Origin of the sequence: Frigoribacterium sp. Leaf186, from assembly GCF_001423905.1 — a bacterium.
Classification (GTDB): domain Bacteria; phylum Actinomycetota; class Actinomycetes; order Actinomycetales; family Microbacteriaceae; genus Frigoribacterium.
On sequence record NZ_LMPQ01000001.1, the window covers coordinates 254276 to 272684 of the forward strand.

The 18409-nt window shown below is 70.0% G+C and carries 17 protein-coding genes; 3 read left to right on the forward strand and 14 right to left on the reverse strand.

Annotation, left to right across the window (positions count from 1 at the left end; genetic code table 11):
- Window positions 1-62 precede the first annotated feature (62 nt).
- The 6 genes from mltG to ASG05_RS01275 form a co-directional block, all read right to left on the reverse strand.
- Complete coding sequence (gene mltG, locus ASG05_RS01250; RefSeq protein WP_157489997.1) at window positions 63-1406, reverse strand: endolytic transglycosylase MltG; 1344 nt, start codon at window positions 1404-1406, stop codon at window positions 63-65.
- Window positions 1407-1409: 3 nt separating this feature from the next.
- Entirely contained in the window at window positions 1410-1919 is a 510-nt protein-coding gene (gene ruvX / locus ASG05_RS01255) for a Holliday junction resolvase RuvX (RefSeq protein WP_056256406.1), read from the reverse strand.
- A gap of 8 nt (window positions 1920-1927) precedes the next feature.
- Window positions 1928-4600 (reverse strand): alanine--tRNA ligase, encoded by a 2673-nt coding sequence (alaS, locus tag ASG05_RS01260; RefSeq protein ID WP_056256409.1) that lies wholly within the window; start codon window positions 4598-4600, stop codon window positions 1928-1930.
- 55 nt (window positions 4601-4655) lie between these two features.
- Window positions 4656-4847, reverse strand: coding sequence for a hypothetical protein (locus ASG05_RS01265; RefSeq protein WP_056256412.1), 192 nt, complete (start codon window positions 4845-4847; stop codon window positions 4656-4658).
- 123 nt (window positions 4848-4970) lie between these two features.
- Window positions 4971-5600, reverse strand: a complete 630-nt coding sequence (rpsD, locus tag ASG05_RS01270; RefSeq protein ID WP_043592736.1) for a 30S ribosomal protein S4 — start codon at window positions 5598-5600, stop codon at window positions 4971-4973.
- 221 nt (window positions 5601-5821) lie between these two features.
- Window positions 5822-7231: a replication-associated recombination protein A gene (locus ASG05_RS01275; RefSeq protein WP_082486204.1), complete on the reverse strand. Its 1410-nt coding sequence runs from the start codon at window positions 7229-7231 to the stop codon at window positions 5822-5824.
- A gap of 65 nt (window positions 7232-7296) precedes the next feature.
- Here ASG05_RS01275 and ASG05_RS01280 point away from each other — a divergent pair, with 65 nt between their 5' ends.
- The 3 genes from ASG05_RS01280 (at window position 7297) to ASG05_RS01290 (ending at window position 10122) form a co-directional block, all read left to right on the forward strand.
- Complete coding sequence (locus ASG05_RS01280) at window positions 7297-8088, forward strand: peptidylprolyl isomerase (RefSeq protein ID WP_056256418.1); 792 nt, start codon at window positions 7297-7299, stop codon at window positions 8086-8088.
- 89 nt (window positions 8089-8177) lie between these two features.
- Complete coding sequence (locus ASG05_RS01285) at window positions 8178-9407, forward strand: DUF349 domain-containing protein (RefSeq protein WP_056256423.1); 1230 nt, start codon at window positions 8178-8180, stop codon at window positions 9405-9407.
- Between the two features lie 88 nt (window positions 9408-9495).
- A complete protein-coding gene (locus tag ASG05_RS01290; RefSeq protein WP_056256427.1) occupies window positions 9496-10122 on the forward strand; it encodes a hypothetical protein in 627 nt (208 codons plus the stop codon).
- On the opposite strand, the gene ASG05_RS01295 is transcribed toward ASG05_RS01290, so the two are convergent.
- From ASG05_RS01295 to ruvC, 8 genes are all read right to left on the reverse strand, one after another.
- Complete coding sequence (locus ASG05_RS01295) at window positions 10101-12392, reverse strand: bifunctional (p)ppGpp synthetase/guanosine-3',5'-bis(diphosphate) 3'-pyrophosphohydrolase (protein WP_082486205.1); 2292 nt, start codon at window positions 12390-12392, stop codon at window positions 10101-10103. The two genes, ASG05_RS01290 and ASG05_RS01295, sit on opposite strands and share 22 nt — an antisense overlap.
- A gap of 89 nt (window positions 12393-12481) precedes the next feature.
- Window positions 12482-12832 (reverse strand): rhodanese-like domain-containing protein, encoded by a 351-nt coding sequence (locus tag ASG05_RS01300; RefSeq protein WP_056256430.1) that lies wholly within the window; start codon window positions 12830-12832, stop codon window positions 12482-12484.
- Window positions 12829-13839, reverse strand: a complete 1011-nt coding sequence (secF, locus tag ASG05_RS01305) for a protein translocase subunit SecF (RefSeq protein ID WP_056256434.1) — start codon at window positions 13837-13839, stop codon at window positions 12829-12831. Before secF ends, ASG05_RS01300 begins: the two co-directional genes overlap by 4 nt.
- On the reverse strand, window positions 13839-15602 hold the full coding sequence (gene secD / locus ASG05_RS01310) for a protein translocase subunit SecD (RefSeq protein ID WP_056256436.1): 1764 nt from the start codon (window positions 15600-15602) through the stop codon (window positions 13839-13841). The genes secF and secD overlap by 1 nt, the downstream gene beginning before the upstream one ends.
- A gap of 96 nt (window positions 15603-15698) precedes the next feature.
- Window positions 15699-16112, reverse strand: a complete 414-nt coding sequence (gene yajC / locus ASG05_RS01315; protein WP_056256437.1) for a preprotein translocase subunit YajC — start codon at window positions 16110-16112, stop codon at window positions 15699-15701.
- 79 nt (window positions 16113-16191) lie between these two features.
- The gene (gene ruvB, locus ASG05_RS01320) at window positions 16192-17217 is read right to left on the reverse strand and encodes a Holliday junction branch migration DNA helicase RuvB (RefSeq protein WP_056256439.1); all 1026 of its coding nucleotides are present in this window, start codon (window positions 17215-17217) and stop codon (window positions 16192-16194) included.
- The gene (gene ruvA / locus ASG05_RS01325; RefSeq protein WP_056256444.1) at window positions 17214-17828 is read right to left on the reverse strand and encodes a Holliday junction branch migration protein RuvA; all 615 of its coding nucleotides are present in this window, start codon (window positions 17826-17828) and stop codon (window positions 17214-17216) included. The genes ruvB and ruvA overlap by 4 nt, the downstream gene beginning before the upstream one ends.
- Window positions 17825-18400, reverse strand: coding sequence for a crossover junction endodeoxyribonuclease RuvC (gene ruvC / locus ASG05_RS01330; RefSeq protein WP_056256447.1), 576 nt, complete (start codon window positions 18398-18400; stop codon window positions 17825-17827). The genes ruvA and ruvC overlap by 4 nt, the downstream gene beginning before the upstream one ends.
- Window positions 18401-18409 lie beyond the last annotated feature (9 nt).

The following is an 18409-nucleotide window of genomic DNA, read 5'->3' on the forward strand; positions in this document are numbered from 1 at the left end:
GACGGTCGATCGGCCCCTCGGGCGGGCGACCGGCGCGATCGCCGGGTGCCCCTGCCTCGGCGCTACTGGTACTCGGGGTGCTCGCGCATCCACGCCTGCCACTGCCTCACCGCAGCCTGATGCTCGCCGAAGGTGGTCGAGAACGCGGTCTCTCCGGTGTCGAGGTTCACGGTGACGAAGTAGAGCCAGGTGCCGTCGGCCGGGTTGAGGGCGGCGTTCAGGGCCAGGTCGCCCGGGTTCGAGATCGGCCCGACCGGCAGGCCCTCGTGGACGTACGTGTTGTAGGCGTTGCCGGCGTCGCCACGTTCTTCGTCGGTGGTCGTGACCCGGTGCGTGTTGCCCGTGCCGTAGGCGACCGTCGCGTCGGACTGCAACAACATGCCCTGGTCGAGCCGGTTCTGGAAGACCCGGGCCACCTTGGGGTAGTCGTCCGCGAGGCCGGCCTCCTTCTGGATCAGCGAGGCGAAGACGATGGTCTTCTGGTAGTCGGCCGGCTGGGCCCCGGCCGTCTGGAGGTGCTGGGTCATGGTCGTGACCATGTCTTGCAGGTAGTCGTGTGCCGACTTGCCCGGGTCGAGCTCGTAGGTGGCCGGGAACAGCCACCCCTCGAGGCTCGTGGCCTCGGCCGGGAGGCCGAACGAGGTGTAGTCCGCCGCCGCGGCCTGCACGTCGGCGACGGGGATCGAGGTCGCGGAGGCCAGGAGCTCGTAGACGTCGGCCGCCACCGTCCCCTCGGGGATGACGACCTTGTTCGTGATGCGGTTCGTGCTGTCTTGCAGGGCGTCGAGGGCGGACTGGGCGCTCATCTGCTGCTGCAGGGTGTACGTGCCCGGCTGGAAGGTCATCGACGGGTTGGAGACGAGGATCGCGTACGCGGACTCGTAGCTCTGCGTGACGCCGGCGTCGGCCAGGTTCTGCGCGATGTCGGAACCGACCTGCCCGGACACGATCGCGAAATCGACGGCCGTGCCGTTGCCGCTGCCGGCATAGTCGGCGGGCTCGTCGTCTCCGGTGAACTTCGCGATGAGGGGCTGGACCTGACCCCAAGCGGCCGCGACGCCGGCGGTGCCGCCGGCGAGGACGAGCACCAGGATCGACGCGAGGACGATCGGGCCCTTCTTGGACCGGTGCGGGCGCGGTTCGCGCTCCGGCCCGCCTCGACCCCGTCGACCACCGCCGTCGCCCGGAGGCACGAGTGCGGGTTCGTCCTGGCGTTCACGCTCGCGTTGCTCGCGACGGGACCGGACCGGCGCCTCCTGGTGGGTGCTGCGCCGCAAGGGGGCAGCCTCGCCGTGACCGGATCCGCCACGAGCCGAGGCGCCTCCGTCGTGACCGGAGGTCGGGGCGGGGCGGTCGTTCTGGGGCTGTGACGAGAAGATCTCGTCCCAATCGGGTTCGTCGGCCACGAATCACTGTCTTTCGTCGGTGGCGGGTGCGGCGTCGTCGCCGCCCGTCTCTCGGGTCACGTCGACCGTCCGCCCGGGCGGTAGTCCACTCGAGCGCTCGAGGTCGAGCGCGTGCTGGACGATGATAACAGCGGCCACTTGGTCGATCACGGACCGCTGCGACCTGCCCTTGCGGCCGGAGGCGCGGAGGGCACCCTGAGCGCTGACCGTCGACAACCGCTCGTCCACCAGACGGACGGGCACGCGCACGGCGCGGGCGATCGCCTCGGCGAAACCGCGGGCGTCCTGGGTCGAGGCCGTGTCGCGGCCCGAGAGGGCGATGGGCAACCCGACGATCACCTCGAGGGCGTCGAGCTCGTCGACCAGGTCGCGGACGGCTCCGACGTCGGCGACGCCGTCCGCGGTGCGCGCCAGCGTCTCGACCGGGGTGGCGATGATGCCGTCCGGGTCGGTGCGTGCGACACCGACCCGGGCCTTGCCCACGTCGATGCCGATGCGGACTCCGCGACGCATCTCGGCGCTCAGGCCCGCAGCTCGGCGACGATGCCGGCCAGCGCCGCCGGGATCGCCGAGACGTCGGACCCGCCGCCCTGGGCGAGGTCGTCCTTGCCGCCACCGCCTCCGCCGAGGGCCGCGGCGGCACCCTTGGCGAGACGCCCGGCCTTCACGCCGGCCCGACGGGCACCCTCGGTCGTCGCGACGATGACGGCGGGCTTGCCGGACACGTCGGCGGCCAGGGCGACCACGGACGAACCGGACGAACCGAGCCGCTCGCGGACGGACAGGGCGAGCGAGCGCAGGTCGTCGGTCGAACCCAGGGATCCGACGGATTCGGCGACGACCGTGAGGTCGCCCACCGTGGTCGCCGTCTCGGCCAGTGCCGGGACGCGGGTCGCCAGACGGGCGGACTCGAACTCGGCGATCTTCTTCTCGGCCGCGCGGAGGCTCGTGACGAGGTCGCCGACGCGGTCGGCCACCTGGTCGCGGGGGGTCTTGAGCGACGAGGTCAGCTGCGAGACGATGGCACGCTCGGCGGCGAAGTCACGGAACGCGTCCGCCCCGACGAGGGATTCGACCCGTCGGTTGGTGGAGCCCACCGAGCTCTCGCTGACGAGGTTGATCAGGCCGACCTGGGCACTCGTCGACACGTGGGTGCCGGCGCAGAGCTCTCGCGACCACGGTCCGCCGATGTCGACCATGCGGACCGTCTCACCGTACTTCTCACCGAACAGCGCCATCGCGCCGAGGGCGCGAGCCTCGTCGAGCGGCATCTCGCGGGTGACGACCTGAAGGTCGTCCCGGATGGCGGCGTTCGCGATCTCTTCGATCTCGGAGCGCGTCTCGGGGCTGAGGGCCTGGTTCCAGTTGAAGTCGAGCCGCATGTAGCCCGCCTTGTTGTACGAACCGGCCTGGTGCGCCTCGGGGCCGAGCACCTCACGGAGGGCCGCGTGGATCAGGTGCGTCGCCGAGTGCGCCTGCGTCGCGCCTCGTCGGTAGGTCGGGTCGACGACGCTCGTCGCCACGTCGCCCACGCCCACCTCGCCGGAGGTCACCTGGACCCGGTGGCTGACGAGTCCCTTGACGGGCTTCTGGACGTCGAGGACCTCGAGGTCGAAGCCCGTGCCGACGATGCGACCGGAGTCGGCCTCTTGCCCGCCGGACTCCGCGTAGAGCGACGTCTCGGCGAGGACGACCTCGGCGATGTCGCCCGCCACGGCCCGGTCGACGTCGACGCCGTCGACGATCAGACCGAGCACCCGGGTCTCGGTGTCGAGCTCGTCGTAGCCGGTGAAGACGGTCTCGCCCTGGGCGCGGAACGCGCTGTAGACGCTGAGGTCGGCCAGGGCGACCTTCCGCGACTTGGCGTCGGCCTTGGCGCGGGCGCGCTGTTCGGACATCAGCCGGTCGAAGGCGTCGCGGTCGACCGTGAGGCCGTTCTCCTCGGCGATCTCGAGCGTGAGGTCGATCGGGAACCCGAACGTGTCGTGCAGCAGGAACGCCGTGTCGCCGGGCAACCGCGGGGTCGTCCCCGTCGAGGCACGCTGCTTGGTGTCGTCGACGGCGATGTCGAGGATGTCCGTGCCCGCGGCGAGGGTGCGCAGGAAGGTCTCTTCTTCGGCGTAGGCCAGTCGCGAGATGCGCTCGTAGTCGGCCTCGACCTCGGGGTAGGCGGCCTTCATGGCGTCGCGGGAGGCCGGGAAGAGCTCGGGGAAGGTCGCTCCCTCGACGCCGAGCAGGCGCATCGAACGCACGGTGCGGCGCAGCAGGCGGCGCAGGATGTAGCCGCGGCCCTCGTTCGACGGACGCACGCCGTCGGACATCAGCATGAGCGAGCTGCGGACGTGGTCGGCGATGACCCGCATGCGGACGTCGTCGTCGTGGACGGCGCCGTAACGACGCCCCGACAGTTCGGCGGCCCGGTCGAGCACCGGGCGCACCTGGTCGATCTCGTACATGTTGTCGACGCCCTGCTTGAGGAACGCGACGCGCTCGAGGCCCATGCCCGTGTCGATGTTCTTGTTCGGCAGCTCGCGGACGATGTCGAAGTCGACCTTCGACCGGACGTTCTCGATCTGGTACTGCATGAACACGAGGTTCCAGATCTCGACGTAGCGGTCGTCGTCCGTCGCCGGACCGCCGTCGGCACCGTAGGCCGGGCCGCGGTCGAAGAAGATCTCGGAGCAGGGCCCCGCCGGTCCGGGCTGACCCGTGTGCCAGTAGTTGGAGTCCTTGCCGAGGCGTTGGATCCGCTCGTCGGGCAGGCCGGCCACCTTCTTCCAGAGGGCGATGGCCTCGTCGTCCTCCTCGTAGACGGTGACCCAGAGGTCGTCCGGCGAGAACGCCAGCCCGCCGTCCGCCTCGCTCGAGGTGAGGAGCTCCCAGGCGTAGCCGATGGCCTCCTCCTTGAAGTAGTCACCGAACGAGAAGTTGCCGTTCATCTGGAAGAACGTGCCGTGGCGGGGCGTCTTGCCGACCTCTTCGATGTCGTTCGTCCGGATGCACTTCTGGACGCTCGTGGCCCGCGGGTAGGGCGTCGGGACGAGACCGGTGAGGTACGGGATGAACGGGACCATGCCGGCGACCGTGAAGAGCAGGCTCGGGTCGTCGCTGACGAGCGACGCGGACGGGACGACGGTGTGGCCCCGGTCGCCGAAGTAGTCGAGCCAACGGCGGCGGATTTCGGCGGTCTGCATTCTTCTCCCGAGGGTGGTGGGTCGTGTGTCAGGACGAGGAGGCGCGGCTCGGCGCTCAGGACTCGTCGCGGTCGGTGCGCAGCTCGGCCTCGCGGGCCTTGTAGCCGTCGACCACGGCGGAGCGGAACGACTTCACGCTGCCGTCGAGGTCGCCGAAGAACTGCCGGCCGCGGGGCGTCTTGTTGACCTGGTGCGCGACGGCGAAACCGCCGACGACACCGACGGCGAGCAGGAACAGGCTCTTCACGGGGACTCCTCTTCGGGGCTGGTGCCGCGACGTGCGAGCGCGACGACACGTCAGCTTACCGGCCCGGGGAACGCGAAAGGAGCGGGCCACGACCGTGGCCCGCTCCTGACGGGATGATGGGTTCTAGCGCGCCGCGTAGTACTCGACGACGAGCTGGACCTCGCAGGTCACCGGGACCTCGACGCGCTTGGGGCGACGCACGAGGCGCGCCTGCAGCTTGTCGATCTCGACCTCGAGGTAGCCGGGCACCTTGGGCAGCAGGTCGACGTGACCGCCGGCCGCGGCGACCTGGAAGGGCTCGGTCTTCTCGCTGCGCTCTTTCACGTGGATCATCTGACCCGGCTTGACGCGGAACGAGGGGCGGTCGACGAGCTTGCCGTCGACGAGGATGTGACGGTGGACGACCATCTGGCGAGCCTGTGCCGTGGTCCGGGCGAAGCCCGCACGCAGGACGAGGGCGTCGAGACGCGTCTCGAGCAGCTCGACCAGGTTCTCACCGGTCAGGCCGGAGGCCTTGCGGGCCTCGTTGAAGACGATCTTGAGCTGGGCCTCGCGGATGCCGTACTGGGCGCGCAGGCGCTGCTTCTCACGCAGACGGACGGCGTAGTCGCTGTCGGTCTTGCGCTTCGTGCGACCGTGCTCGCCGGGTGCGTAGGGTCGCTTCTCGAGGTATCGGGCAGCCTTCGGGGTCAGCGCGATGCCGAGGGCACGCGAGAGACGGGTCTTGCTGCGGGTACGTGACTTGGTGGACACTTGTTCCTTTTTTCTTGTCGGTGGATCGTCGTGGACCGCCCCAGCGCGTGAGCGCCGGGCGGCGTAACAAGAGGGGTGAGTGCCGCGGTGGCGACCGGCTACAGGTCGTCTCACCTTGATCGGGTCGTCGTCAGCAGCCGCGCGTCGACGCCCGAGAACAGGCAACCCCCCGAGCATACAGGAGGCCCGGTGCCGATGCGAGCACGGGCACGGGCGGGTCGTCAGTGCCCGCGGGTGATCCGACGCAGCTTCTCGAGGCGCGCCGTGACGTCGCGCTCGTTGCCGTTGGCGGTGGGGTCGTAGTACTCGTTCCCGACGAGCTCGTCGGGCAGGTACTGCTGTTCGACCACGCCGAACTCGGAATCGTGGGCGTAACGGTAGCCCTTGCCGTGCCCGAGGCGCTTGGCCCCGGGATAGTGCGCGTCGCGGAGGTGCTTGGGCACCCGTCCGGCCTTGCCCGCCCGGACGTCGGCGATCGCGGCGTCGAGGGCGGAGTAGGACCGGTTGGACTTCGGTGCGGTCGCCAGGTACACGACGGCCTCCGCCATCGGGATGCGCCCCTCGGGCATGCCGATCATCTGCACGGCGGTCGCGGCCGACACCGCCACGGTGAGGGCCTGGGGATCGGCCATGCCGATGTCCTCGCCGGCGGAGACGATGATGCGTCGGCAGATGAAGCGGGGGTCTTCTCCCGCCTCGATCATGCGGGCGAGGTAGTGCAGGGCGGCGTCCACGTCCGAACCCCGGATCGACTTGATGAAGGCGCTGATGACGTCGTAGTGCTCGTCGCCGTTGCGGTCGTACCGCAGCAGCGCCCTGTCGACCGACTGGGCGACGATCTCGGACGTGATGGCGGGGCGGTCGTCGTCGGGGTCGGTCTCGTCGTACTCGGCGTCGGGGTCGAAGTCGGCCTCGCTCGCGTCGTCGGCCGAGGCGCTCGGGACCGCGTCGGCCTCGAGCTTCGTGGCCCAGGCCGACTGCGCGGACGCCTCGAGGGCCGTCAACGCCCGACGCGCGTCACCCGAGGCCAGCCGGACGATGGTCGCCAGGGCCTCGTCGTCGAGGCGGACGGACCCGTCGAGGCCGCGGGGGTCCACGACGGCCCGTTGCACCAGCTGGGCCAGGTCGTCGTCGCTCAGCTGTTCGAGGGTCAGCAGGAGCGACCGGGACAGGAGGGGCGTGATGACCGAGAAGGACGGGTTCTCGGTCGTCGCCGCGATCAGGATGACCCAGCCGTTCTCGACCCCGGGCAGCAGGGCGTCCTGCTGCGCCTTCGTGAACCGGTGGATCTCGTCGAGGAAGAGCACGGTCGTCGTGCCGTAGAGGTCCCGGTTCGACAGGGCCTTCTCCATCACCTGGCGCACGTCTTTCACGCCGGCCGTCACGGCGGACAGCTCGATGAACTGCCGACCCGAGCTGCGGGCGATGGCCTGCGCGAGGGTGGTCTTTCCCGTCCCGGGCGGGCCCCAGAGGATCACCGAGACCGCCCCTTGGTCGGCACCCGTGTCGGAGGCCAGCGTGACGAGCGGCGACCCGGGCCGCAGCAGGTGTCGTTGGCCGGCGACCTCGTCGAGGGTGGTGGGACGCATGCGGACCGCGAGGGGGGTCGAGCTCTGCGGGAGCGGGCTCATGGTGACCCATGCTAGACCGGCCCTCCGATACAGTGCAGGCTGGACATCACCGAGCTGGAGGACCCGTGGCACCGAGCAAGAACCCGGACCGTGAGAACCGAGACCGGCTCCGCAGGTACACCGCTCGTCAGCAGGTGCACGCCACGCAGGTCGCCCGTCGGCGCCGCGACAACGTCCTCGCCGTGATCGCCGTCGTGGTCGTGGTCGGCCTGGCGGCCGTGTCGCAGGTCTTCTGGTCGACGAGTGGGCCGGGCGCTCCCGAGGCCGTCCCGTCGGACGCACCCAGCGCCTCCTCGACCCCCGCAGCAGGCGAGAACGTCGGCGACGTGCCGAGCGACGCCATCGCCGAGGGGCGTACCTGGACCGGTCAGCTGACGCTCAACGACAGCGTCGACCTCGGCATCGAGCTCGACGGTGCCGCGGCGCCGCAGGCGGCGAGCGTCCTCATCGACCTCATCCGGAAGGGCTTCTACACCGGGACGACCTGCCACCGGATGAGCAACGCCCCGACGGCGGAGTTCCTCCAGTGCGGCTCGGCCAACGGTGACGGCACGGGCGACGCGGGGTTCACCTTCGGCCCGCTCGAGAACGTGCCCACCGACGGCGTCTACCCGGCGGGGACCATCGCCATGGCCCGCAGCAGCGACCCGTACTCGCAGTCGACTCAGTTCTTCGTCACGTACGGCGACACGACCCTCGACGGTTCCACCGGCGGGTACACGGTCGTCGGCCGGGTCACGAGCGGGCTCGACCAGCTCGAGGCGGACATCACCGACGCGGGCCTCACTCCCGGCTCGAGCGAGACCGACGGCTCCCCCGTCGTGGCGACCACGATCACCGGCGCCACCATCGAATAGGTCGTCCCGGCCCGCCGTGCAATAGGCTGGGCACCCATCGCGGTGGCCCGTCCTGGTTCCGCGACGAGCACTTTCAGCAAGGGATAAAAGTGGCTACTGACGATCAGGCACCCTGGGGCCGCGTCGACGACGACGGCACGGTCTACGTCCGCGAGGCCGACGGTGAGCGCGCCGTGGGGCAGTACCCCGACGCGACGCCTGCCGAGGCTCTCGCCTACTACGAGCGCAAGTTCACCGAACTCGCCGGGCAGGTGACGCTGCTCGAGCAGCGCATCAAGCGGGGCGCCTCGGCGGGTGACGTCGTCAAGACGGTCACGCACCTGCGCCAGCAGCTGGTCGAGCCGAGTGCGGTCGGTGACCTCGAGGCCCTCCGCACCCGCGTATCCGCCCTCGACTCCACGGTCGACGAACTGACGCAGCAGCAGAGCGCCGAGGCCCAACAGGCCCTGACCGAGGCCGTCGCGTACCGGACGGCGCTCGTCGTCGAGGCCGAGACCCTGGCCGCCCAAGACCCCGCCCGCGTGCAGTGGAAGCAGGTCACGGCCAGCATCGACGACATCTTCGCCCGGTGGCAGAAGCACCAACAGGACGGGCCGCGCATCCCCAAGGGCGAGGGCAACGACCTCTGGAAGCGCTTCCGTGCCGCGCGCACGACGATCGACCAGCACCGCAAGGCGTTCTACGCCGAGTTGGACGCCACGCACCGCGACGCCCGCCAGCGCAAGCAGGCCCTCGTCGAGTCGGCGGAGGCCCTCGCCCCGAAGGGGGTCGACGGCATTCCCGCGTACCGCGGGCTGCTCGACGACTGGAAGCGCGCGGGCCGGGCAGGCAAGAAGTACGACGACGCCCTCTGGGCGAAGTTCAAGCGCGCCGGCGACGTGCTCTACGCGGCGAAGTCCGAGGTCGTGGCGCAGGACGCCGCCGAGTACGACGCCAACCTCGCCCAGAAGCTCGAACTGCTGACCGAGGCCGAGCGCATCCTCACCGTGACCGACCGCGTCCCGGCCCGCGAGGCCCTCACCTCGGTGCAGCTGCGATGGGACGAGATCGGCCGCGTGCCCCGTGAGCAGGTCCGTGTCGTCGAGGACCGCCTCCGCAAGGTCGAGTCGCACGTCCGTCAACTCGACGAGCAGTTCTGGGAGAAGAACAACCCCGAGCGTCAGGCCCGGTCGCAGGGGCTCGCCAGCCAGCTGCACGACGCCATCGGCAAGCTCGAGGACGAACTGGCCACGGCCGAGGCGAGCGGTGACGCCCGCCGGGTCCGTGAGGCTCGTGAGGCCCTCGACGCTCGCAAGGTCTGGCTGGACGCACTGGGCTAGTCGCCCACCGGTACGGCAGGCCGCCCGACTCTCCACAGGGAGTGCCGGGCGGTTCGTCGTCGTGGCCGGCGTCGGGCACGCTGGTGTCATGTCCGCACGACTGCCTGCGCTGCTCACCGAGGCCGACCTGCCGGGGCCCGAGCTCCGGGCGGCTGCCCTCGACGGCCAGCTCTACCCGGTCGGTGACGCGTGGCGGAGCATCGCCGAGATCGACGACCACGTCGGTCGGGCCGTGGCCGCCGGGCTCTCGCTCGGTCGGGGCGTGGTCGTCGCCGAACGGACGGCGGCCTGGGTCTGGGGTGCGCGTGGCCCTGCCCCCCTCCCCCACACCGGGCTCGTCGTGTCGCCCGCTCGGGTCAAGCACCGGAGCCGGGGCTCGGTCGTGCGCCAGGTCGTCGTCGACGACGACGAGATGGTCGTCATCCGCGGCGTGGCCGTCACCACCCCGGCTCGGACCGTGGTCGACCTGGCGCGGGCCGACTCCTGGGTGACGCGAGACGAGACCGTCGCCCGAGACGTCTGCGACCTGCACGGGGTGACGATGGACGACGCGATCGCGGTCCTCGACCGTCGAGGCAGGCTGCCGCACCGGCGCCGGTCCCTCGACCGGTTGAGACGGATCTGGTCGCCCGGCCGACGGCCCGGCGGCACGGACGACGAGGCCGCCGTCCACGCCCCGCTCGTGCCGACGGATCAGCCGGCGCTGACCCGGTAGACGTCGTAGACGGCGTCGATGCGTCGCACGGCGTTCAAGACCCGGTCGAGATGGGTCGTGTCGCCCATCTCGAACACGAACCGGCTGAGCGCGAGGCGCTCGGTCGAGGTCGACACCGTCGCCGACAAGATGTTCACGTGGTGCTCCGAGAGCACCCGCGTGACGTCCGACAGCAGCCCGCTCCGGTCGAGGGCCTCGATCTGGATCTGCACCATGAAGACGCTCTTGGACGACGGCGCCCACTCGACGTCGATCATGCGTTCGGGCTCTTTCAGCAGGCCCTGGACGTTGTGACAGTTGGCCTGGTGGACGCTCACGCCCTGCCCCCGCGTCACGAATCCGACGATCTGGTCCCCCGGCACCGGCGTGCAGCACTTCGCCAGCTTGACGAGGATGTCGGGAGCACCTCGCACCAGCACGCCCGAGTCGCTGTTGCGGAGTGGACGGGCACGGCCCTGGCTGGGGAACTCGAACTCGCCCTCGTCGACCTCGGTCTGCGTGTGGACCGCCGCCAGGATCTTCTCGATCACCGACTGCGTCGAGATGTGACCCTCGCCGACGGCGGCGTACAGGCTCGAGACGTCGTCGTAGCGCATCGTGGCGGCGACCTCGGCGATGCTGTCCTGCGTCATCAGCTTCTGCAGCGGCAGGTTCTGCTTGCGCATGGCACGGGCGATGGCGTCCTTGCCCTGCTCCATCGCCTCGTCGCGTCGCTCCTTCGTGAACCACTGGCGGATCTTGTTCCGCGCACGGGGGCTCTTGACGAAGGCGAGCCAGTCCTGGCTGGGCCCCGAGTCGGGGTTCTTCGAGGTGAACACCTCGACCACGTCGCCGCTCGAGAGGACGCTCTCGAGCGGCACCAGTCGGCCGTTCACCTTGGCGCCCATGGTCCGGTGACCGACCTCGGTGTGGACCGCATAGGCGAAGTCGACCGGGGTCGCACCGGACGGCAGGCCGATGACCTTGCCCTGGGGCGTGAAGACGTAGACCTCTTTCGCGCCGATCTCGAAGCGGAGGCTGTCGAGGAACTCGCTCGGATCCGCGGTCTCGGCCTGCCAGTCCGAGATGTGGGCGAGCCAGGCCATGTCGGTCTCGGTCTTGGCGCCGCCCTGGTCGTCGCGGCCGCCGTTCATGCGCTGCTTGTACTTCCAGTGCGCGGCGACGCCGAACTCGGCACGCTGGTGCATCTCGTGCGTGCGGATCTGGATCTCGACGGGGCGACCCTTGGGGCCGATGACGGTGGTGTGCAACGACTGGTACAGGTTGAACTTCGGCGTCGCGATGTAGTCCTTGAACCGCCCGGGGATGGGGTTCCAGCGAGCGTGGATCGACCCCAACACGGCGTAGCAGTCCCGCAGCGAGTTGACCAGGATGCGGATGCCGACGAGGTCGTAGATCTCGTCGAACTCGCGACCCCGCACGATCATCTTCTGGTAGATCGAGTAGTACTGCTTCGGGCGTCCCATGACGTCGCCGCGGATCTTCGTCGACTTCAGGTCGGACTTGACGGCGTTGATGACGTTCTGCACGAACTGCTCACGCTGCGGCGTGCGCTGCTTGACCAGGTTGTCGATCTCGACGTAGAGCTTCGGGTGCAGGACGGCGAACGAGAGGTCCTCGAGCTCCCACTTGATGGTCTGGATGCCGAGGCGGTGGGCGAGGGGCGCGTAGATCTCGAGGGTCTCGGTCGCCTTGCGCGTGGCGGAGGCCGATTCGACGAAACCCCAGGTGCGAGCGTTGTGCAGACGGTCGGCCAGCTTGATGACGAGCACCCGGATGTCTTTCGACATGGCGACGACCATCTTGCGGACGGTCTCGGCCTGGGCGCTGTCGCCGTACTTGAGCTTGTCGAGCTTGGTCACCCCGTCGACGAGCATGGCGATCTCGTCGCCGAAGTCCCGTTGCAGCATGGCCAGCGTGTAGTCGGTGTCTTCGACGGTGTCGTGCAGCAGGGCGGCCGCGACGGTCTTCGCCCCGATGCCGAGGTCGGCGAGGATCTGCGCCACGGCGACCGGATGGGTGATGTACGGCTCGCCGCTCTTGCGCAGCTGCCCCGTGTGGGCCTTCTCGGCGACAGAGTAGGCGCGCTCGATGATGACGAGATCGGCCTTCGGGTGGTGCATGCGCACGGTCTTGACGAGACGGTCGACCGCGCCCGCGGGCTGGCTGCGAGAGAACAGCCTGGGCAGCAGCGTCCGCAGCGAGGCCGTGTTCTGGCCGCCCGGCGCCTCGGACGGAGCCGAGTTGTTCCGTGTGGTGATCTCGGTCACGACAGCACCTCGTCCTCTCGGGTCAGGGCACCACCGTCGACCGTCGTGGTCGCGGGCGTGCCCCGTGGGTCCAGGGTACCCGTCGGTGATCAGTCCGTCGGACGACCCTCGTCGTCGTCACCGGAGACGACGGTGCCACCCGCGTCACGCCAGCCCAGCATGCCTCCTGCAACGTTCCGGGCGTCGACGCCGATGCCTCGCAAGGCATCGGTCGCACGGGCGGAGCGCATGCCCGAGTGGCAGACCACGAGGACGGTGCGGTCGGTGGGGACCTCGGCCACGCGCTCGGTCAGCTCGGACAGCGGGATGAGCGTCGCCCCGGGGGCGTGGGCGTCGTCCCATTCGTGCTGTTCACGGACGTCGAGGACGTACGACCCGGCGGCGAGGGCGTCGATCGCCTCGCGTGCGGTGACCTCGGGGCGGGAGGACTCGCCGATCATGCGCCGACCGTCTCGTCCACGGTGAGCGGCGTGGTCTTCTGGGCCTCGAGCTTGCGGGCGTCGCGCTTGGCGATCTCGGGCTCGCGCATGCGGAGGGTCGCGTAGAGGGGCGACGCGATGAAGATCGTCGAGTACGTGCCCACCAGGATGCCGATGAACAGGGCGAGCGAGATGTCGCGGAGCGTGCCGGCCCCCAGGACGAAGGCCCCGATGAAGAGGATCGCGGCGACCGGGAGCAGGGCCACGACCGACGTGTTGATGGATCGGACCAGGGTCTGGTTGACGGCCAGGTTGACCGACTGGCCGAAGGTCCGACGCGAACCCTCGCCGTCGTCCGCCGTGTTCTCGCGGATCTTGTCGAACACCACCACGGTGTCGTAGAGCGAGTAGCCGAGGATCGTCAGGAACCCGATGACCGCCGCCGGGGTGACCTCGAAACCGACGATGCCGTAGATGCCCGCCGTGAGCACGAGGTCGTGGAGCAGAGCGGCCATGGCGGCGAGCGACATCTTCCAGGTGCGGAAGTACAGCGTCATGCCGATCGCCGCGAGGATCAGGAAGATCACGAGGCCCTTGATGGCCTGCCCGGTGATGTCCGCACCCCAGGAGGCGCCGATGAAGGACGAGGTCACGCGATCGTCGGGGACGTCGTACGCCGTCGCCAGGGCAGCGGCGACGTCGTTGGTCTGCGTGGCCTCGAGCTGCGAGGTCTGCACGCGGATCGTGTCGGTGCCCACCTGGGTGACGCGGGGGTTCGACCCGGGCACGACCTCGTCGACCGTCTGGGAGGCGACGTCCTGGTCGAGCTCGGCGGGCTGGGCCACCTGGAACTCGGAGCCGCCCGTGAACTCGATGCCGAAGTGGAATCCCCCGCGCAGGAACGGGACCGTGACGGAGATGAGGATGACGAGGGCCGCGATCCAGTACCACCGACGGCGGTGACCGACGATGTCGTACGACCGGGCGCCCGTGTAGAGGTCGTTGCCGAACTTCGAGAAACTGGCCATCAGGAGTCCTTCTTCCCTTCACCGGCGGTCGACGCGTCGACGCTGTCGGTGTTCTTCTCGGCGGCTTTGCGCTCGGCGATGGTCTGGCGTTTGACGGCCTCGCGACCGCCGGCCCCCTTGCGACCCTCGACGGCAGGCGTGCGGAACTGCGCACGACCCCGGTAGACGGCACCGAGTGCTCGGGGGTTGAGTCCGCTGAACGAGTGACCCTCACCGAAGAAGCGCGTCCGGGCGATCAACTGCAGCATGGGGTGGGTGAAGAGCGACACGACGATGAGGTCGATCACCGTCGTGATGCCCAGGGTCAGGGCGAAGCCCTTGACGTTGCCGACCGCCAGGACGAACAGCGTGATGGCGGCCAGGAAGTTCACGGTGTCGGACGCGACGATGGTGCGGATGGCGCGCTTCCAGCCGGACTCGACGGCGCTCTCGAGGATGCGGCCGTCACGGAGCTCGTCGCGGATGCGTTCGAAGTACACGATGAACGAGTCGGCCGTGATGCCGATCGCCACGATGAGGCCGGTGACGCCTGCCAGTGACAGCCGGTAGCCCTCGCGCCACGACAGGATCGCGATGACCAGGTAGGTGAGCACGGCGGCGATGACCAGCGAGAGCACGGTGACGAACGCCAGCGCGCGGTACTGGACCAGCGAGTAGGCGACGACCAGGATGAGGCCGATCAACCCGGCGATCAGTCCGCTCACCAACTGGGTCTGGCCGAGCGTGGCGGTGATGGTCTCGTTGCTCTGGACCGAGAAGCTCAACGGCAGGGCGCCGAACTTGAGCTGGTCGGCGAGCGTCTTCGAGGAGTCCTGGGTGAACTGGCCCGTGATCTGCGCGCGACCGTCCGTGATGGCCGCGTTGGCCGACGGGGCCGTGATGACCTGGTTGTCGAGGGTGACGGCGAACTGGTTCTGCGGAGCCTGCAGCGACACCAGTCGCGAGGTGACCTCGGAGAACTGGTCGGTGCCCTGCCCGTTGAACTCGAGGTTGACGGCCCAGGTGTTGGTCGAGTTGCCCTGCGAGTCGGCGGCGAGGCCGTTCGTGGCGTCGCTGATGTCCGAGCCCTGCACCTCGACGGGACCGAGGATGTACTTGGCCGTGCCGTCGGTCGAGCAGGTGACGAGGGGTTGGTCGTCACGGGCCGTGGCCAGCTCGTTGTCCGCTGCGCAGTCGTAGTTCTGGTAGAGGTCGGCGAGCTGAGGGGTGATCCACGCCAGGTCGGACCCGTTGGTCGGCGACGCCGTGGGCGTGCTCTCGAGGTCGGGGTTCGGCGTGTAGGGGGTCGCGGACGGGCTGGCCGTCGCGCCGTCGCCCTCGCCGCCCACCGCGGCGCTCGACACGGCCTCGGTGTACAGCACGGGTCGGAAGGTCAGCTTGGCCGACGCCTCGATGCGCTGGAGGGTCTCGTTGTCGGGGCGACCCGGGATCGACACGACGATGTTCTGCGTGCCCTGCTTCGTGATCTCGGACTCGGAGACGCCGGCGGAGTCGATTCGCTGACGGATGATCGTGACGGCTTGGTCGAGTTGCTGCGACGAGACCGACTCACCGCTCTGCAGCTGTGCGGCGAGGGTGATCTGCGTTCCGCCCTGCAGGTCGAGGGCCAACTCGGGCACCCAGCTGGCACCGTTCCACCAGCCGTCGCGACCGGAGTCGTTCAGCAGCGTGGCAGTGCCGTTCAGTGCCGTGAGGCCGGCGATGATGACCAACAACCAGGTCAGGGATCGTATTGCTTTCTTCACCGGCGTCGAGCGTGCCACGGAGGAACTCTGCTTTCTCATGGGAGCGCGCGCTCACGGGGAGCGCGCGCCGCGGATCGGGCCCGACCGCGCCAGGCGGTCGGGGCGGTCGTCAGGTCAGGCCTTGTTGTCGGAGTCTTTCGCGACGGTCGAGTCGACCGGCGACGTGGCCGACCGCTCACCGAACTCGGGGGCGTCGCCGATGACGCGGTCGTGCCCGGGCGTGCCGTCGATCGACGACTCGGCGTCGTCGGCGACGGGCTCGTCGATGACCGGGTCGACCACGCGACCGAGCGTCTGGCGGTGGACCTTGAGGACGGTGCCGGGCGAGACCTCGACCTCGGCGACGTTGTTCTCGTCGTCGATCGAGACGACGGTGCCGTACACGCCGAACGAGAGCATGACCTCGACGCCGGGGACGAGCTTGCTCTGCAGGTCGGCCTGCTGGCGGTCGCGCTTCTTCTTGTTGCGGAACATGAAGACGACGAGGACCACCAGGAGGAGGACCATGATCAGGGTTGCGGGATCCATGCGGAACTCCCTTTCGCTGTTGGGGGTGTGGGCCGAGCGGGACTCGCTTCAGCGAGCGACGGCCTCGGGCCTGCAGGAATTATAGGTCATCGCCGAACAGCGCCCCTGAGGCGTGGGCCAGTCCGAAGTGCCGCCACGCCTCGGGCGTCGCGATGCGGCCCCGGGGCGTGCGGGTCAGCAGGCCCACGCGGACGAGGAAGGGTTCGACGACGGACTCGATGGTGTCGGCCTCTTCACCCACCGACACCGCGAGGGTGTTGAGGCCGACGGGCCCCCCGCCGAAGCGGGTCAGGACGGTCTGGACGACCTCGCGGTCGAGGCGGTCGAGCCCCAACGAGTCGACGTCGTAGAGGTCGAGGGCCTCGCGGACCGTCGCCAGGTCGGCCTCACGCCCGTGGACCAGGGCGTAGTCACGCACCCGACGGAGCAGGCGGTTGGCGATGCGGGGCGTGCCCCGGCACCGACCGGCGATCTCGGCCAGGGCCGACCCCTCGATGACGACGCCGAGCAACGACGCCGCCCGGCGGAGGACCTCGGTCAGCTCGGCCTCGTCGTAGAACTCGAGGTGGGCCGTGAAGCCGAACCGGTCGCGGAGGGGGTTCGGCAGGAGCCCGCTGCGCGTCGTCGCTCCGACGAGGGTGAACGGCGAGAGCTCGAGGGGGATGCTCGTGGCGCCGGCACCCTTGCCCACCATGATGTCGATGCGGTAGTCCTCCATCGCGAGGTAGAGCATCTCTTCGGCCGGCCGGGCCATGCGGTGGATCTCGTCGATGAAGAGCACCTCGCCCGGCACGAGCGCCGAGAGGACGGCGGCCAGGTCGCCGGCGTGCTGGATCGCGGGGCCCGACGACATGCGGAGGGGCCGGGCGCCCTCGTGGGCCACGATCATCGCCAGGGTCGTCTTGCCGAGCCCGGGCGGACCCGCGAGGAGGATGTGGTCGGGCGTCCGCCCCTGCATCGTCGCCGCCTTGAGCAGGAGTTCGAGCTGGCCCCGCACCTTGGTCTGCCCGACGAACTCACCGAGCGAGGTGGGGCGCAGGGCCCCCTCGAAGGCCAGCTCGGCCTCGGACTCGAGGGTGGGACGCGTCAGGTCGTCGTCGCTCACGCGCGGGCACCGGCCGACTTCTGCGGGCCCAGGTGACCGAGGGCGGCTCGGAGCAGTTGCGGGACGGCCACGGCGACGGCGTCGGCCCGGTCGGCCACCACGGCGTCGATCGCGGCTTGCGCCTCGCGGTCGGACCAGCCGAGGCCGACCAGGGCGACGAGCACGTCGGCCGCGGTGGTCGAGGCGGCGGTCACGGTCGGGGCGGTCGGCGCCACGTCGAGCTTGCCGGTGAGGGACAGGACGATGAGCTTCGCGGTCTTGGGCCCGATGCCCGACACCCGGCGGAAGGCGGCGTCGTCGTCGTCGGCCACGGCCGTGGCGACCTGGTGGGGGGTGAGGGTGGACAACACGCCCTGCGCCGACTTCGGCCCCACCCCGGTCACGCTGCGCAGCAGGTCGAACACCTCGAGCTCTTCTCGCTCGGCGAACCCGAACAGCGAGAGGTCGTCTTCGCGCACGATCAACGCCGTGTGCACCAGCGCCTGCTCGCCGACGCGCACCGTCAGGGCGAGCTGCGGGGTGACCGAGACGCGCATGCCGACGCCACCGACCTCGACGACGACCCAGGTGCCGGACGCGGACAGGACGGTACCGCGGACACTCGAGATCATGCCCCCAGCCTAGGAGTGCGCACCGACTTCTCGGCGTCGCGCCACGCTCGCTGGGCCGGGGTGAGCGACCCCGAGGAGGCGCGGGCCGGGCCGGGTGCGCCCCGCCAGGCATGGCAGATGGCCAGGGCCAGGGCATCGGCGGCGTCCGCCGGTCTCGGCGCCTCGGCGAGTCCGAGCAGCCGGGCCACCATCGCCCCCACCTGCTTCTTGTCGGCCGACCCGTACCCGGTGACCGCCGCCTTGACCTCGGACGGCGTGTGCAGGGTGACGGGGATCTCGCGTTCGGCCGCCGCACGCAGGGCGAGGCCGCTGACCTGCGCCACGCCCATCACGCTACGGACGTTCTGCTGCGCGAAGACCCGCTCGATCGCCATCGCATCCGGACGGTGCTGGTCGATCAGGGCGTCGATGCCCCGACCGAGGGCGAGCAGGCGGAGTTCGAGCGCGAGGTCGGGAGCCGTGCGGATGACCTGGACGTCGACGAGGGTCGCCCGCCGGTGGGCGTCGACCTCGACGACGCCGACGCCGCAACGGGTGAGCCCGGGGTCGATGCCGAGCACCCGGAGCGTCACCGCGGCGAC

Coding starts and splice junctions, on each gene's coding strand:
- secF (WP_056256434.1), bottom strand. CDS start 13,839: ATGGCCAGTTTCTCGAAGTTCGGCAACGACCTCTACACGGGCGCCCGG.
- ruvA (WP_056256444.1), bottom strand. CDS start 17,828: ATGATCTCGAGTGTCCGCGGTACCGTCCTGTCCGCGTCCGGCACCTGG.
- ASG05_RS01290 (WP_056256427.1), top strand. CDS start 9,496: ATGTCCGCACGACTGCCTGCGCTGCTCACCGAGGCCGACCTGCCGGGG.
- ASG05_RS01275 (WP_082486204.1), bottom strand. CDS start 7,231: ATGAGCCCGCTCCCGCAGAGCTCGACCCCCCTCGCGGTCCGCATGCGT.
- yajC (WP_056256437.1), bottom strand. CDS start 16,112: ATGGATCCCGCAACCCTGATCATGGTCCTCCTCCTGGTGGTCCTCGTC.
- ASG05_RS01300 (WP_056256430.1), bottom strand. CDS start 12,832: ATGATCGGCGAGTCCTCCCGCCCCGAGGTCACCGCACGCGAGGCGATC.
- alaS (WP_056256409.1), bottom strand. CDS start 4,600: ATGCAGACCGCCGAAATCCGCCGCCGTTGGCTCGACTACTTCGGCGAC.
- ruvX (WP_056256406.1), bottom strand. CDS start 1,919: ATGCGTCGCGGAGTCCGCATCGGCATCGACGTGGGCAAGGCCCGGGTC.